General features: G+C 67.2%; 12 protein-coding genes. 7 read left to right on the forward strand and 5 right to left on the reverse strand.

The window, feature by feature from the left end:
- Nucleotides 1-107: 107 nt before the first annotated feature.
- Genes JHD80_RS02610 through JHD80_RS02625 form a run of 4 tightly spaced genes read right to left on the reverse strand, consistent with a single transcriptional unit; the run spans nt 108 to nt 5,647 of the window.
- Nucleotides 108-1,712, reverse strand: a complete 1,605-nt coding sequence (locus tag JHD80_RS02610) for a hydantoinase B/oxoprolinase family protein (RefSeq protein WP_199084816.1) — start codon at nt 1,710-1,712, stop codon at nt 108-110.
- Complete coding sequence (locus JHD80_RS02615) at nt 1,712-3,763, reverse strand: hydantoinase/oxoprolinase family protein (RefSeq protein WP_199084817.1); 2,052 nt, start codon at nt 3,761-3,763, stop codon at nt 1,712-1,714. The genes JHD80_RS02610 and JHD80_RS02615 overlap by 1 nt, the downstream gene beginning before the upstream one ends.
- A 15-nt stretch (nt 3,764-3,778) precedes the next feature.
- Entirely contained in the window at nt 3,779-4,615 is an 837-nt protein-coding gene (locus JHD80_RS02620; protein WP_199084818.1) for a PfkB family carbohydrate kinase, read from the reverse strand.
- A gap of 18 nt (nt 4,616-4,633) precedes the next feature.
- Nucleotides 4,634-5,647, reverse strand: a complete 1,014-nt coding sequence (locus tag JHD80_RS02625; RefSeq protein ID WP_199084819.1) for an SIS domain-containing protein — start codon at nt 5,645-5,647, stop codon at nt 4,634-4,636.
- A 235-nt stretch (nt 5,648-5,882) separates the two neighbouring features.
- Between JHD80_RS02625 and JHD80_RS02630 the strand changes: the two genes are divergently transcribed.
- Together JHD80_RS02630 and JHD80_RS02635 are read left to right on the forward strand one after the other, a co-directional pair.
- Nucleotides 5,883-6,608, forward strand: coding sequence for a UTRA domain-containing protein (locus tag JHD80_RS02630; RefSeq protein ID WP_199084820.1), 726 nt, complete (start codon nt 5,883-5,885; stop codon nt 6,606-6,608).
- Nucleotides 6,609-6,654: 46 nt separating this feature from the next.
- On the forward strand, nt 6,655-7,977 hold the full coding sequence (locus tag JHD80_RS02635) for an NAD(P)/FAD-dependent oxidoreductase (RefSeq protein WP_199084905.1): 1,323 nt from the start codon (nt 6,655-6,657) through the stop codon (nt 7,975-7,977).
- 144 nt (nt 7,978-8,121) lie between these two features.
- On the opposite strand, the gene JHD80_RS02640 is transcribed toward JHD80_RS02635, so the two are convergent.
- On the reverse strand, nt 8,122-9,648 hold the full coding sequence (locus tag JHD80_RS02640) for an ABC transporter substrate-binding protein (RefSeq protein ID WP_199084821.1): 1,527 nt from the start codon (nt 9,646-9,648) through the stop codon (nt 8,122-8,124).
- 391 nt (nt 9,649-10,039) lie between these two features.
- On the opposite strand from JHD80_RS02640, the gene JHD80_RS02645 reads away from it, so the two are divergent.
- The 5 genes from JHD80_RS02645 (at nt 10,040) to JHD80_RS02665 (ending at nt 15,130) form a co-directional block, all read left to right on the forward strand.
- A complete protein-coding gene (locus tag JHD80_RS02645) occupies nt 10,040-10,468 on the forward strand; it encodes a RidA family protein (protein WP_199084822.1) in 429 nt (142 codons plus the stop codon).
- Between the two features lie 14 nt (nt 10,469-10,482).
- Nucleotides 10,483-11,640: an NAD(P)/FAD-dependent oxidoreductase gene (locus JHD80_RS02650; RefSeq protein WP_199084823.1), complete on the forward strand. Its 1,158-nt coding sequence runs from the start codon at nt 10,483-10,485 to the stop codon at nt 11,638-11,640.
- 14 nt (nt 11,641-11,654) lie between these two features.
- A complete protein-coding gene (locus JHD80_RS02655) occupies nt 11,655-12,368 on the forward strand; it encodes an SDR family NAD(P)-dependent oxidoreductase (protein ID WP_199084824.1) in 714 nt (237 codons plus the stop codon).
- 71 nt (nt 12,369-12,439) lie between these two features.
- The gene (locus JHD80_RS02660; RefSeq protein WP_199084825.1) at nt 12,440-13,993 is read left to right on the forward strand and encodes an ABC transporter substrate-binding protein; all 1,554 of its coding nucleotides are present in this window, start codon (nt 12,440-12,442) and stop codon (nt 13,991-13,993) included.
- Nucleotides 13,994-14,191: 198 nt separating this feature from the next.
- Nucleotides 14,192-15,130 (forward strand): ABC transporter permease, encoded by a 939-nt coding sequence (locus JHD80_RS02665; RefSeq protein ID WP_199084826.1) that lies wholly within the window; start codon nt 14,192-14,194, stop codon nt 15,128-15,130.
- The last annotated feature ends 4 nt before the right edge of the window (nt 15,131-15,134 follow it).

Raw genomic sequence — 15,134 nt, forward strand, 5'->3', positions numbered from 1 at the left:
GGGCTTGACCCGGGATCCATCGTAGAGCGCAGCGCCCTCCGATGGATCCCGGATCTCCGCTTCGCTGCGTCCGGGATGACGCGCACTTTAAAGTCGCGGTTGCCTTCTCACCCCCGCTGCTCGGCCTTGTCCCGCGCCCTCGCCTCGGCGCTGCGCTCGGAAGCCGGGCCGTAGCCGCCGGCGCCGGGCGTGATGATCTCGACGATCTGACCCTTTTCCAGCGCGCCGTCGCCCTTGAAAAACGGCACGACGCCCTCGCTGAAGGCGAAGGAGCCGCCCTGCCCCTCGCCGCCACCGGCGAGGCCCCAGGGGCGCGAAGTCAGGCGCGAATTGTCGACATTGAGCCGGCACGGCGCCTCCGCCCGGTAGACGCGGCGCAGGCCCATGCCGCCGCGCTGGCGGCCGTCCCCGCCCGAGCCGTCGACCAATTCGTAGCGCAGCAGCGTCAGCGGGTATTCGAGCTCCAATGCCTCGACCGGCAGGTTCGAGGTGTTGGTCATGTGGACATGGACGCCATGGAGGCCGTCCTTGTTGGTGCGGGCGCCGGAGCCGCCGCCGATCGTCTCCAGATAGACCCAGAGCTCTCCGGTGCCCGGCTGCTCGCCGGCGAAGGTCGCCGAGGCGACCGCGCCCGAACAGGCGGCGATCACCCGGTCCGGCACGGCTTGCGCGAGCGCGCCATGGATCAGGTCGACCACCCGCTGGCAGGCGGCGATGCGGCCATTGACGGCGGCAGGATGCACGCAGTTCAGCACCGTGCCTTCGGTCGCGGTGACGGTCAGCGGCCGCGCCAGGCCGGCATTGGGCGGAATGGTCGGGTCGGCCACGGTCTTGACCGCGTAATACACGGTCGAGAGCAGCGCGGTGTAGACCATGTTGAACCCCGCCCGCATCTGCGGCGGCGAATCGAAGGCCAGCCGCATCTCCTCGCCCGCGACGGTGATCGCGACCGAGAATGTCAACGCCTCGTCGATCTCGGGATTGTCGAAGGAATCCGAGAAGCGATAGGTGCCGTCGGGGATCGAGGCGATGCCGGCGCGCATCTTGCGCTCGGCATAGTCCTGCAAGGCCTTGCCGGCGGCGAGCACGGTGTCGCGGCCGTACTTGTCGCAGAGCGCGCGCAGGCGCTCGACGCCGAGGCGGTTCGCCGCCATCTGGGCGCGCAGGTCGGAGAGGCGCTCGCGCGGGACCTGGCAGTTGAGCAGGATCAGCTCCTGCACGTCCTTCATCAGCACGCCGCCGCCATAGAGGCGGATCGGCGGGATGCGCAGGCCCTCCTGATAGATATGGGCATGGCCGCGATCGGCAAAATCGGAATGGTGGGCCGTGTTGACCGCCCAGGCGATCATCACGCCCTCGTGGAAGACCGGCTCGGCCAGGACGATGTCCGGCAGATGCGTGCCGCCGCCCTCATAGGCGTCGTTGCCGATGAAGACGTCGCCCGGCTTCATGTCGGCGACGGAGTGGCGCTTCAGGATATGCGGGATGATGCCGATGAAGGAGCCGAGATGCATCGGGATATGCTCGGCCTGGCAGAGCGTCTGCCCCTCGACGTCGAAAAGCGCGGTCGAGCAGTCGCGGCGCTCCTTGATATTGGTCGAGTAGCTCGCCTTGACCAGCGCCTCACCCATCTCCTCGGCGATGGAGGCGAAGGAGGAGCCGATGACCTCGACGGTGATCGGGTCGACGCTGACGGATGCGGTCGCGGTCATCACGGCATCTCCAGGATCAGGTTGAGATAGGGCTCGACGGTGGCGGTCATGCCCGGCAGCAGCACGGTGGTCGAATCCATCTGCTCGACGATGGCGGGACCGGCGAAACGGTTGCCGGACTTCAGCTTGTCGCGGTCATAGATCGGGCAGGCGACGAAGCCGCCGGCCTCCGGAAACCAGACCTCGCGGCTGCCGATGACGGCGTGGGAGGCATCCGGGCCGGCATCGGGCTCCGGCCGGAACGCGGCCTTGGGTACGAGGCCGACCGCCTCGACGCGATAGGTCACGAGTTGGACCGCCTCGCCTTCCGCGACGAAGCCGTAGAGCCGCTTATGGGCGGCGGCGAAGCCTTCGGCCAGCGCCGTAATGGTCGCGGGCGTGATCGGCCCGTCCGGCACGTCGATGGCGAGCTCGTAGTTCTGGCCGTGATAGCGCAGGTCGGCGGTGCGCTTCAGCCGGCGATCGGCCGAGACGACGCCCTCCTCCGCGAACCAGTGATCCGCCTGTTCCTGCAGGGCTACGAAGATCTCGGCCATGTCGGGGACCAGCGCCTCGGATAGCGTCGCCAATCGCGTCGTCGCGAAATTGGCGCGCAGGTCGGTGAGCAGCAGGCCGAGCGCGCAGCCGATGCCGGGATTGCGGGGCACGACGATGCGCTTCATGTCGAGCTCGCGGGCGAGCCGCGCGGCATGCAGCGGCCCGGCCCCGCCGAAGGCGACCAGCGCGTAATCGCGCGGATCATGGCCGCGCTGGACGCTGATGACGCGGATCGCCTTCGCCATGTTGGCTGTGACGACCGAGATGATGCCCTGTGCCGTCGCCATCAGGTCGAGGCCGAGTTCGTCGGCGAGCCGGCCGATCGCCTGTTTCGACAGGCTCTGGTCGATCGGCATGCGGCCGCCGAGCAGATGCGTCGGGTTCAGGGTCTGGAGCACGACATTGGCGTCGGTGACGGCGGGTTCGGTCGCCCCGCGTCCGTAGCAGACCGGGCCGGGATCGGCGCCGGCCGAGCGCGGACCGACCTTGAGCAGGCCGCCGGAATCGATCGCCGCGAGCGAGCCGCCGCCGGCGCCGACCGTGTGGATATCGAGCATCGGCGCCTTGATCGGGTAACCATGGACATTGGCCTCGGAAGCGAGCTTGGCTTCGCCGTTGCTGAGCAGGGCGACGTCGGAAGAGGTGCCGCCCATGTCGAAGGTGATGAGGCTGGGGATGCCGATCATGGCGCCGATCGCCTGCGCCGCGACGACGCCGGTCGAGGGGCCGGAGAGCACCGTGCGCACCGGCAACCGCGCCGCCATTTCGAAGCCGATGACGCCGCCATTGGACTGCGTCAGATGCGGGACAGCCTTGAGGCCAAGTTCTTTCAGCCGGTCGGCGAGGCGGCGGATATAGCCCTGCATGACCGGGCCGAGATAGGCGTTCACCACCGCAGTCGAGATGCGCTCGTACTCGCGGAATTCCGGCGCGACCTCATGCGAGGCGCAGATGAAGGCCTCCGGAAATTCCTCGGTGACGATGCGCTTGGCGGCTTCCTCATGCTCCGGCCGGACGAAGCCGTAGAGGAAGCCGATGGCCACCGCCTTGACGCCCTCCGCCTTCAGCGCCCGCGCCGCCTGCCGCACGGCCTCCTCGTCGAGCGGCGTCTCGACCGTGCCGTCATGGCGGACGCGCTCGGGAACGCCGAAGCGCAGGTCGCGCGTGACCAGCGGCGGGGCCTTGTCGGCCTGGAGATCGTAGAGGTCCGGCCGCTTCTGCCGGCCGATCTCGATCAGGTCGCGGAAGCCCTCGGTGGTGACGAGGCCCGTCTTCACGCCGCGATGCTGGATCAGGGCGTTCGTGCCGACCGTGGTGCCGTGGCCGAAATAGGCGATGTCGGCGGGGCTGGCGCCGACGCGCTCGACGCCTTCCTGTGTGCCGCGCGCGATGGCGCGGGAGGGATCGTCAGGGGTCGAGGGCACCTTCCACACCGCGACCATGCCGGTCGCATCGTCGAACAGGCAGACATCGGTGAATGTGCCCCCGGAATCGATTCCGATCCGCCACGCCATCTCTGTCGTCCTCCCTCATATCGCCGTCGTCTCGGCGGGCGTCCACGCCACGCCATGGCCGAAACCGCCCTGATAGCCGCAGACATCGGCCGCATGCTCGGCTCCCGCCGCCAGCGCGGCGGCAATGCCCGCTCCGTCCAATATGGCGAGCAGGCAAGCGGCGATGAAACCGTCTCCGGCGCCGAGCGTGTCCACCACGGTTGCGGGGCTGGCCAATCGCTCGTGGAAGCTGCCGGCCATGAGCGCCAGCGCACCCTTCACGCCGCGCGTTGCCACGACCATGCCCGCACCCCAGCCGATACAGCGTTCCAGCAGGACGCGGCACTCGGCGTCCGAGGCGGAAGGATGCGAGAGGAAGGCGATATCGACGGCCGGTAGCGTTGCGGCGAGGTTCTCGTCGGTCCAGCGTTCGGAGAAATCATAGGAGAGGCGCCGGGCCGCGCTGCGGACGACCGACAACGCGTCGCCGAGCTCGCTGTAGATGCTGGAATGGACGAGATCGAAGCCGGCGATATAGGCGCGGTCTCCAGCGTCGAACGTTCCCCATTCGCCGCGCACGCCACGCTCGGAACGCAGGAAGCGCCGGTCCTGCCCGTCATGGCCGATAAAGGCGCGGGCGTTCGGGCCAAGCCTGATGCGGCAGCGCGCGGTTTCGACGCCTTCCTGCCTCAGCGCGTCGCTCAGAAGCATGCCGGCCTCGTCCGAACCGATGCAGCCGAGATAGCCCGTCTCGGCGCCGAGCCGCCTTGCCTGCACCGCGACATTGACCGCGTTGCCGCCGGGAAACTGGAGGCCGCGATCGACATAGGTGTCGACGGTGTTGTCGCCCAGTCCCAGAAGCCTCTGCGCCATCGCGGCAACTCCCCCGGATCAGTACGCCACCTTCCACATGTAGCGGCGGGTGGTCAGGGGCTGGTTCCGCAGCACCGAGAGATGCGCCGAGAAGCGCTTGAGCGCCGCCTGGAGGATATAGGGCGCCACGATCGGGCGGATGTCCGGGTCGATGCCCGCCATCGCGAACGCGCGGGAATCGTAGTTCATCACGCGCCCGGCATAGGTGTCACAGAACTTCACGACCCGCTCCATCAGGGGCCGGCTCGGATCCTCGCCGGTGATCAGGATCATCGGCGTCTGCTTGTCGACGATCTCGAAGGGGCCGTGGAAGAACTCGGCCGCCTCGATCGGGTAGCTGTGCAGCCAGAGCATCTCCATGAGGATGCAGACGCCGAAGACATAGGCCGTGGTGAAGCCTGGCCCCGAGGCAACATGGTAGATGCGGTCATCGCCCGCATAGGTTACGGCATCGGCTGCGGCGCGGGCCTCGTTCTGCTCGGCCGCAACGCACATCGCCGCGGGGAGCGCGTCGAGCGAGGCCAGAAGCTTCTCGCCGAGCGGCCAGCCTTCCCTGGCCGCCATCAGCCCGCCGATCAGCGCCTGCATCAGCATGAACATCGCCGCGAAGGATTCACTGGTGTCGCCGACGAGGAAATGCCGCGGCACGGCCTGCGCAAGCGGCTTCTCGCCATATTGGCTGAAGGCGACGACCTGGCAGGGCCTGTCCCTGAGGAAATGCGCGGCGGCGACCGTCTCCGGCGTCGTGCCGGATTTGGAGGCGAGCAAGACCAGCGTGCGCTCGTTCAGCCGGGGCGGGTCGATCGCCATGAACTCGGCCGGGAAATAGCGGCGCACCTCGATGCCCGGCGAATAGCGCTCAAGCCAATACTGGATGCCGAGCATCGCACGGTTGGCCGAGCCGCAGGCGATCAGGTAGATGCGGTCGATCCCGGGGGCCAGTTCCTGTCCGAGCGCATAGGCTTTCGGCAGCGCGGCGCGGGTCGGCTCCAGCCCGGACAGGATGGTGTCGCGGTCGAAGGCGATGGACATGGACAGGCTCCCGAACGGGCTTACAATCAGGCGTCAGAATTGGTATACACCAATTCCATATACCAATCCCTGTCAAGCCTGATCCATGCCGCCCAAACGCCCCTCCCGACCAACAGCGCTGCGCGACCGTTTCGCCTTGAAGGCGAAGAAGCCGCCGCGGCTCGGATTCCGACAACCGCGCGCCGCGAAAGGCTCGGGGACCGAGACTCCAGGCATTCCGAACCCACTCAAGGGTGTGAAGCCGATCTATGTCGAGGTGCAGGATTACCTCCTCGACCTCATCGGCGCTCCTGATTACGGCCCGGGCGACCGGATTCCCTCGGAGCGGACGCTCGCCGACGCGCTCGGCATCAACCGGATGACGGTGCGCAAGGCGATCGACCGGCTGGTCGAGCGCAACGTGCTGGAACGCAACGGCACCAGCGGCACCCGCATCCCGCTGGTCCAGGTCTCACGTCCGATCGACGCGCCAGCCACGCTCGGCATCACCCGCATCATCCGCAACGCCGGCGGCGAGCCCGGCAGCAAGCTGCTGCATTTCGGCGAGGAAGCGGCGAGCGAAAGCATCGCGCAGCGTCTCGAACTGGCGCCCGGCGACGCGCTGATCATGGCGCGGCGCCTGCGCAGCGTGAACGACGAGGCCTTCTGCATCGAGACCAGCTACCTGCCAGCCGGCAGCGTGCCCGGCCTGTCGGCCGAGGACCTGCTTTCCGGCCAGTCGCTCTACGCGTTGCTGCAGCAGCGTTACGGCATCGAAATCAGCATCCGCGACCGCGAGATCAGCGTCGGCACCGCAACGGAGCGGGAGGCGCAATTGCTGGCGCTGGCGCCGGGCTCACCGACCCTGGTGCTGCGGATCGTGGCCCGCGACGGCGAAGGGCGGCCGGTCGAATACATGCGCTCGGTCAACCATCCCCATCACGTCGTCTTCCGCAGCTCTGCCCCTCCTCCCCGCGCCTGAACGACGTCAAGCAGCCTTCCTCCTCCCCTTCCGCCGCCGGAGCCACCTGTTGGGCATCACCATCGAAACCATCGAGCCGGACCCGTCCGTTCCGGCCGCCAGCGACGTCGTGGTGATCGGCGGCGGCATCATCGGCATCACGACGGCACTGTTTCTGGCGCGCGAGGGCATTTCGGTCACGGTCTGCGAGAAGGGCGAGGTCGGCCACGAGCAGTCCGGGCGCAACTGGGGCTGGGTCCGCGTCATGGGGCGCGACCCCGGCGAGATCCCGCTCGGGCTGGAAAGCATGCGGCTCTGGGAGGATATGGACCGGCTCGTCGGCGGCGATACCGGCTTCACCCGCTCCGGCGTCGTCTATGTCGCGGATACCCCGGCGAAGCTCGCCGAACACGAAGCCTGGCTGGAACACGCCAAGACCTACCAGCTCGACTCGCGCCTGCTCAGCACGCGCGAGCTCGACGCCGTCATGCCCGGCGGCAAGCGCGCCTTCGCCGGGGCGATGTTCACGCCGAGCGATGCCCGCGCCGAGCCGCAGAAGGCCGTGCCGGCGATGGCGCGGGCGCTGCGCCGCCATGGCGGAACCGTCCTGACGCGCTGCGCGGTGCGCGGCATCGAGACGGCGGGCGGGCGCGTCAGCGCCGTCGTCACCGAGCGCGGGCGGATCGCCTGCCAGCGCGTCGTGCTGGCGGGCGGGGCCTGGTCGCGCCTCTTCCTCGGCAATCTCGGCATCGACCTGCCGGCGCTCAAGGTGCTGGGCTCGGTGTTCCGGACCGAGCCGCTCGACGGCCCGCCGATCCATGCGCTCGGAGCCTCCGACTTCGCCTTCCGCAGGCGACAGGATGGTGGCTATACCATCGCCCATCGCGGGGCGAGCGTGGCCGAGATCGTGCCGGACAGCTTCCGGCTGCTGTTCGATTTCCTGCCGTCCTTCGTCCGGCAGCGCCATGAGTTGCGGCTGCGGATCGGCGAGCGCTTCATCGAGGAGGCGCGCCGGAAGACAAGCTGGTCGCTCGACGAGGCAACGCCCTTCGAGCAGACGCGCATCCTCGATCCCAAGCCGTCCGCGCCCATCCTGGAAGAGGCCAAGCGCAACCTGATCGCCGCCTTCCCTGCCTTCGCCGGCCTCAGGATCAAGGAGAGCTGGGGCGGGCTGATCGACGCGACGCCCGATGCCGTGCCGATCATCGGCGAAGTGCCGCGCCTGCCGGGCTTCTTCCTCGCCACGGGCTTCTCCGGCCATGGCTTCGGCATCGGCCCCGGCGCCGGCCGCCTGATCGCCGACCTCGTCAGCGGCCGGACGCCGATGATCGATCCGAAGCCGTTTAGGCTGGAGCGGTTTTCACGGCTGGAGCGGACGACGCGCGTATGACGGCTTCCTCATCGTCATTCCGGACAAGCCGCAAAGCGGCGCCGATCCGGAATCCATCGTAAGGTTTAGGCGCTCTACGATGGATTCCGGGTCAAGCCCGGAATGACGGCGTGTTTCCGATGCAGGACGGAAGGCGCCGACCCTTCAGGCCAGCGCCGCCTCGTCCAGCGAATAGGCCGAGAAGAAGTTCGTTCCGCCCGGATAGCATTTGAAGCCGCTGAGCCCCTTCACCATCGCATAGCCCTGCGAGCGCCAGGCGAGGCCGACGAGGGGTGCCTGCTCCAGAGCGTTTTTCTCCAGATCGGCATAGATCGCCTTGCGTTTGGCCGCGTCGAACTCGGCGCGCCCCTTGGCGAAGAGCGCGTGCATTTCGGGCGTCGGGATCTGCCAACTGCGCGCCATGTTGGCCGGCAGGTCGCCGTCAATCAGCGGGGCCAAGCCGTCTGGGTCGTTGTTGTCGGCGGTGGTGCCCTGCACCATGAAGTCGTAGCGGCCCTTGCCGGCGAGATCGACGCGCGCCGCCCAGTCCGGCAGGTTCAGGGTCACCTGGATGCCGATTTCGGCGAGATTGGCCTGCACGACCTCGGCGGTCGACTTGTGCATGCCGTATTGCGCGGTCGAGAGCAGCGTGCAGGGGAAGCCGTTGGGCACGCCTGCCTCGGCCATCAGCTTCTTCGCCTTGGCCGGATCGTAGTTCCAGTATTCCGAACGCGCCTTGTCGAAATAGGGGCTGCTCGACGGGATCGGGATGCCCTCGAGCTTGCTGCCGCGGCCGAAGAATGCGGCCTGCACGATCTCGTCGCGGCGGATGGCATGGGCCACCGCCTGGCGCAGGCGCACATCCTTGAAAGGTCCGGCACCGCCGTTGAAATTGAGGCCCATGAAGGGGCCGTCGGCGGCGACGAGCCGCAGGCGCGCGTCCTTCTCGATCGTGGCCATGGATTGCCAGGGCACATATTCGATCAGGTCGATATCGCCGGCCTGAAGGGCGGCGACACGCAGGTTCTCATCGGCATAGGCGACGAGCTTGATGCCGTCGAGCTTCGGCAGGCCCGGCTTGTAGTATTTGTCGAATTTCACGACCTCGATCGAGGCGCCGCGTTCCTGGCCCTTGATCATGAACGGCCCCGCGCCGACGCCGAGCCCGGCGCGGCCCTCGATCGAATCCTTGGCGATGATCGGCATATGCGGGCTGGCCAGCCAGATCGGCAGCGTGACCGTCGGCTGCTTCATGACGATGCGGACGGTGCGGGGGTCGGGAGTCTCGATGCGCTCGACACCGCCGAACTCGGCCTTCATGAAGGCGGTCGAGTTGGGCGCGGCGACCTGCTCCAGCGTCCATTTCACGTCCTCGGCCGTGACCGGCTTGCCGTTCTGGAAGGTGGCCTGGCGCAGCTTGAAGACCCAGGCTGTCTCGCCCTCCCGTTGCCAGGACTCCGCGAGTTCCGGCCGGACTTCGCCGTTCTCGTCGAAGCCGGTCAGGCCGCGGAAGATCAGCAGCTTGACGGTCAGCGCCGCCGTGCCGGTATGGAGCCAGGGCTGGAGGCTGGGCGGAAAGCTCGACAGGCCGAAGCGGAGTACCTTGCCGGCGGCTTGCGCATGGGCCCGCAAGCCCAGGAGAGGCAGCGCTGCGCCGGCAGCGAGCACAGAGCGACGAGAGATCGGCTGCATCGGATACCCCTCTCTATTTTTTGGCGGCCTGGACGGCCGAGAAAGCAGAATGATTTGGTATATACCAGCTTGTCAATGCTTCCCTTTGGTCCGCTCGACCAGCTCTGCATGAGCCTCTCGAAGCCGGAAAAGACACCGCTTCGGCGGGATCATTCTCTGAGAATGCGACCGCAGCGGGCTTTTCTTGCGCCCATTGGCGCAGAGCCGGACATTCATGTCGCGTTGCATCGGGTCAGCGCGACGCCGGTGGCGGCACGGCCATCGCGCATCCCGCCCGATCATGTCCTTGACAGCCCGAGACTCCTCGAATGGTATACACCAATTCTTGCTATTGGTTGCCTGCCGGCTCAAAAGCCGCCGACAGAGCGGGCCGAGCCTTTCGGAGAGCGTCATGAGCGAGATCGTCAAAGTCAAATCCGGCAGCAAATACGAGACGCTGAACAGCTATTCGCGCGTCGTCGTCGCCGGGGACATGATCTTCGTCTCGAACACGGCGGGTCGGAACTACAAGACCCGCGCCATCGCGCCCGACGCCAAGGGCCAGGCCGAACAGGCCTTCCGCAATATCGAGGGCGCGCTTGCCGCCGTCGGCGCCTCGCTCAGGGATGTCGTCGCGGTGAAGGTCTTCGTGCCGGATATCGCCGATATGGACGCGGTCAATGAGGTCGTCGGCGCCAAGTTCAGGGATATCGACCCGGCGAATACCACGACCTGCACGCCGCTCGGCCAGCCCGAGCTCAAGGTCGAATTCGAGGTCACCGCCTATAAGCGGCGCAATCCGGGCCAGCCCGAGCAGCGCATCAGCGTCGACCTGTCCTGAAGCCGGGCGCCGCCATGCCGGACGTCGTCATCGTCGGGGGTGGGATCAGCGGGGTTTCGGCCGCCTACGAGATCGCGCGGGCCGGCCATTCCGTGACGCTGCTGGAAGCGCGCAATCTCGCGGCGATGGCGTCGAGCTGGACGCTCGGTGGCGTCCGCCAATCCGGCCGCGATCCCGCCGAATTGCCGCTGGCGAAGGCGGCGGTCGAGCGCTGGGGCGGGCTCGACGAAGAGCTCGGCGCACCGACCGGCTATCGCCGCCACGGCAATCTGCGGCTGGCGCGGACCGAAGCGGAAGTGACGGTCATCCGCGAGCTGGTCGTGCAGCAGGGCAAGCTGGGCCTGACCATCGAATACCTGCCCGACAACGCCGCGATCCGCGCCAGGGCCCCGGCGATCGGGCCCGGCATCCTCGCCGCCTCCTTCTGCCCGGGCGACGGCCATGCCGATCCGGTGCCTGCCGTGCGAGCCTATGCCGAGGCTGGCCGCCGGCATGGCGCCGTGACCCACGAAGGCGTGCCGGTTCGCGCGCTGACCAGCTCGGGCGAAAGGGTCACCGGCGTCGAGACGTCGAGCGGCGAAACCATCTCCGCTGACCGCGTCATCCTGGCGACCGGCATCCATGCGCCCGAGCTGCTGGGGCCGCTCGGCCTTGCCCTGCCGCTGATCGTCAAGCTCGTCTGCGTCATGCAGAGCGTGCCGCTGCCGCCCTTGCTCGCCCCGGTCTTCGGCGTCGCCAACGCGGATTGCGCCGGGCGGCAGGAGATCGACGGGCGCCTGCGCGTCACCACCGGCATCGGCGACTGGCCGCATGATCCCACGAGCTGGACCGAAGCTTCGCTCGCCCCGCGCAGCCGCGATATCGCGGCGCTGATCGCCCGCACGACGCTGGTTCTGCCGGCGCTGGCGGAAGCCGGCATCGCCCGGCTCTGGGGCGGATTGATCGATCTGACGCCGGACGCCCTGCCCGCGATCGATGCCGAGACCGGATTGGAAGGACTCGTCGTCGCCGCCGGCTTCTCCGGGCACGGCTTCGGCATCGGCCCGGTCACCGGCGAGATCCTGGCCGATCTCGCCCTGGGACGGCGACCCCGCTTCGATCTTTCGCCTTTCCGGCTGAACCGCTTCGCCGAGGGCACCCGACCGGCTGCCGAACTCACCTTGCACGGATAGGAAATCGCCCCGCCATGCTGCCTCCCGATGGACGCGTCATCCTGATCTCCGGCGCCAATCGCGGCATCGGCCGCGCCATCGCCGAATTGCTGCACGAACAAGGCTACAGCCTCAGCCTCGGCGGGCGCGATCTGAACTCATTGAAGACGATGAGCGCCGAATGGGACCCGTCGCGTCTCCATGTCGCGCGCTATGGTGCCACCGACTGGACGAGCCACCGCGCCTGGGTCGATGCAGCCGCGGCCCGCTTCGGCCGGATCGACGGGCTCGTCAACAATGCCGGCATGAGCAGCCACATGACCCTGCGCGCGCCTGATGAAGCGACGCTCGACGCGATCTGGGCGGCGAACTGCAAGGGGCCGCTCAACCTGATCCATTGCGCGCTACCGCATCTCGAAGCCTGCGGCGCCGGGCGCATCGTCAATGTCGCCTCGATGTCGGGCAAGCGCGTGCGTAACGACCATGTCGCCTACAACATGACCAAGCATGCGATGATCGCGCTCAACCACGCGGCGCGGCGCATCGCCTGGGACAAGGGCGTGCGCGCGACGGCGCTGTGCCCGTCCTTCGTGCGCACCGACATGACGGCCGCGAGCACCGCGCTACCGCCGGAAGCGATGACCCAGCCGGCCGATCTCGCCGAACTGGTTGCCACCGTCCTGGCGCTGCCCAACAATGCCACCGTCGCGGAATTGCTGGTTAATTGCAGGCTGGAGGACACGCTTTAGCAACGGCGCCGGGAGAGCGCCGCCACCCGATCTCGATCATCACGCTCAACGACAAAAGCAGGGGAAGAGCCATGAAGAGACCCGTTTCGATCCTCGCCGCCCTGTTGGCCGGCGCGCTGATGGCCAGTCCGGCCCTCGCGCAGAAGACCGTGCTCACCGTCGGCATGCAGAGCTCGGATGCCGGCGTGCTCGACCCGCACCTGAATTCCGGCACGCCCGGCAAGGCGATGCTGCAATGGATGTTCAACGGGCTCGTTCGCATCAAGCCCGGCGAGCTTTCGCCCGAATTCATGGAGCCCGATCTCGCCGAGAGTTGGATATCCTCGGCAGACGGCAAGGAATGGACCTTCAAGCTGCGCCAGGGCGTGCAGTGCCACCATGGCTATGGCGAGTTCACCGCGGAGGACGCCGTCTATTCGCTGAAGCGGGCCTCCTCCAAGGACAGCTCCGCCTTCTCGTCGGACTACAGCGCGGTGCAGTCGATCGAGGCGCCGGACAAGTACACCGTCAAGATCGCGCTGAAGGAGCCGATCCCGAGCCTGCTCGGCATCGTCATGAACTACCATGGCGGCAACATGGTCTGTAAGAAGGCCGCCGAGGAACTGGGCAAGGACGGCTTCGCCAAGAAGCCGGTCGGCACCGGCCCGTTCATGTTCCAGGAATATGTGCCGCAGCAATACGCCAAGCTCGTCGCCAACCCGAACTATTTCCGCGGCAAGCCTAAGCTGACCGAGATCCTCTACCGCTTCATCCCCTCCGACTCCTCGCGCGATCTCGCCTTCCAGTCCGGCGAGCTCGACATGATGCTCGGCCGGCAGGAACAGGCCTGGGTCGATCGAATGACGGCACTGCCCGGCGTCAAGGTCGTGGCGATGGGACCGGCCGAGATGTCGATGCTCCATCTCAACATGAGCCAACCGCCGCTCGACAACATCAAGGTCCGGCAGGCGATCGCCTATGCCATCGACCGCAACGCGATCTGGCAGTTCCGCGGCAAGAACATCTCGCGCCCGGCCGTCTCGGTCGTGCCGTCAGGCTATCTCGGTACGGACGAGAAGGCCCCGCTCCTGCCCTTCGACCTCGCCAAGTCCAAGGCGCTATTGGCGGAGGCCGGCTTCCCCAACGGCGTCACCATCAAGGCGATCAACACCACCCTGCCCTCGATGCTGAGCTTCACCGAGGCGGTGCAGGCCCTGCTGAAGAAGGCGAACATCACCCTGGAGATCCAGCCGGTGGAGCACGCGACCTTCCACCAGCAGATCCGGCAGGACCTCTCGCAGGTCGTGCATTTCCAGGCGGCGCGCTTCCCGGTGGCGGATGTCTATCTCTCGCAGTTCTTCCATTCGCGCGCGATCGTGAAGACGCCGACGGCGGTGACCAATTTCTCGCATTGCAAGGTCGCCGACGCCGAGATCGACGCTGCCCGTTCGGAGACCGACAAGGCCAAGCAGCTCGCTTTGTGGAAGACCGCGCAGGAGAAGATCATCGCCGAGGTCTGCGCGATTCCCGTCAACGAGATGATGCAGCTCTGGGCTTACAAGGACAGCCTCGATCTCGGCTACGAGCTCAAGGCCTCGCTCAATCTCGGCCCGCCGGTGCTGGAGACGACGCGCTTCACGAAGTGAGGTCGGATTTTCCGATCTTACAAGGAACCCCGGCGTCTTCCCGGACAAGCCGCGAAGCGGCACAGATCCGGGATCCATCGTAGAGCACCGCAGCCCTCCGATGGATCCCTGGTCAAGCCCGGGATGACGGCCGGGTGTCCGTACCCAGCGATCCGGGCTTCTTGCCGGATCAACAGCTTCTCAACGACCGGCGGCATCATGAGCGCCTTTCTCGTCAAACGCCTCGGCTTCGCCATCGTCACGCTCTGGGCGGTGCTCTCGCTCGTGTTCGTCGTCGTGCGCATCGTCCCCGGCGACCCTGCGCAGGTGATCCTCGGCGACCAGGCCGATGCCGCGGCCATCGCCGCGATGCGCACGCGGCTCGGCCTCGATGCGTCGATGAGCGAGCAGTATTTCAGCTTCCTCGCCGGTGCCGTGCGCGGCGACTGGGGCGTCTCGCTCGTCACCGGCCGGCCGGTGATCCAGGAGGTGCTTGCCGTCCTGCCCTGGACGATCGAGCTCACCCTCGTCTCGATGGCGATCGGCATCGTCATCGGCGTGCCGCTCGGGGTCTGGGCCGCGGTTAACCGCAACCGCATGCCGGATTATGTCACCCGCATCGCCTCGCTGCTCGGGCTTTCCTTCCCGCCCTTCGTCTCGGCGATCATCCTGCTGATCCTCTTCGCCATCATGCTGCGCTGGTTCCCGGTGATCTCGGCCGGCAGCGGCTCGTTCTCGGCGTGGTTTCAGGCGATGGCGCTGCCGGCGCTCAATCTCGGATTGATCATGGCGGCCTACATCACGCGCGTCGCGCGCTCGGCCATGCTGGAGGTGATGCAGGAGGATTACGTCCGCAGCGCCCGCGCCAAGGGCGTGCCTTGGCGGGTGGTAATCTGGCGGCATGCGCTGCGCAACGCGCTGATCCCGATCATCACGATCGTGGGCCTCTATCTCGGCATACTGATCGGTAATTCGGTGCTGACCGAGATCGTCTTCAACCGGCCGGGCCTCGGCAAGCTGATCGTCGGTGCGCTGAACCAGCGCGACTACACCATGCTGCAGGGCATGATGGTGATCTACACGCTGATCGTCGTCCTCGTGAACATCGCGACCGACATCACCTACGCCCTCGTCGATCCAAGAGTGAAACTGTCATGATGGT

This window comes from Allobosea sp. ASV33 (assembly GCF_016428755.1).
Lineage (GTDB): Bacteria > Pseudomonadota > Alphaproteobacteria > Rhizobiales > Beijerinckiaceae > Allobosea.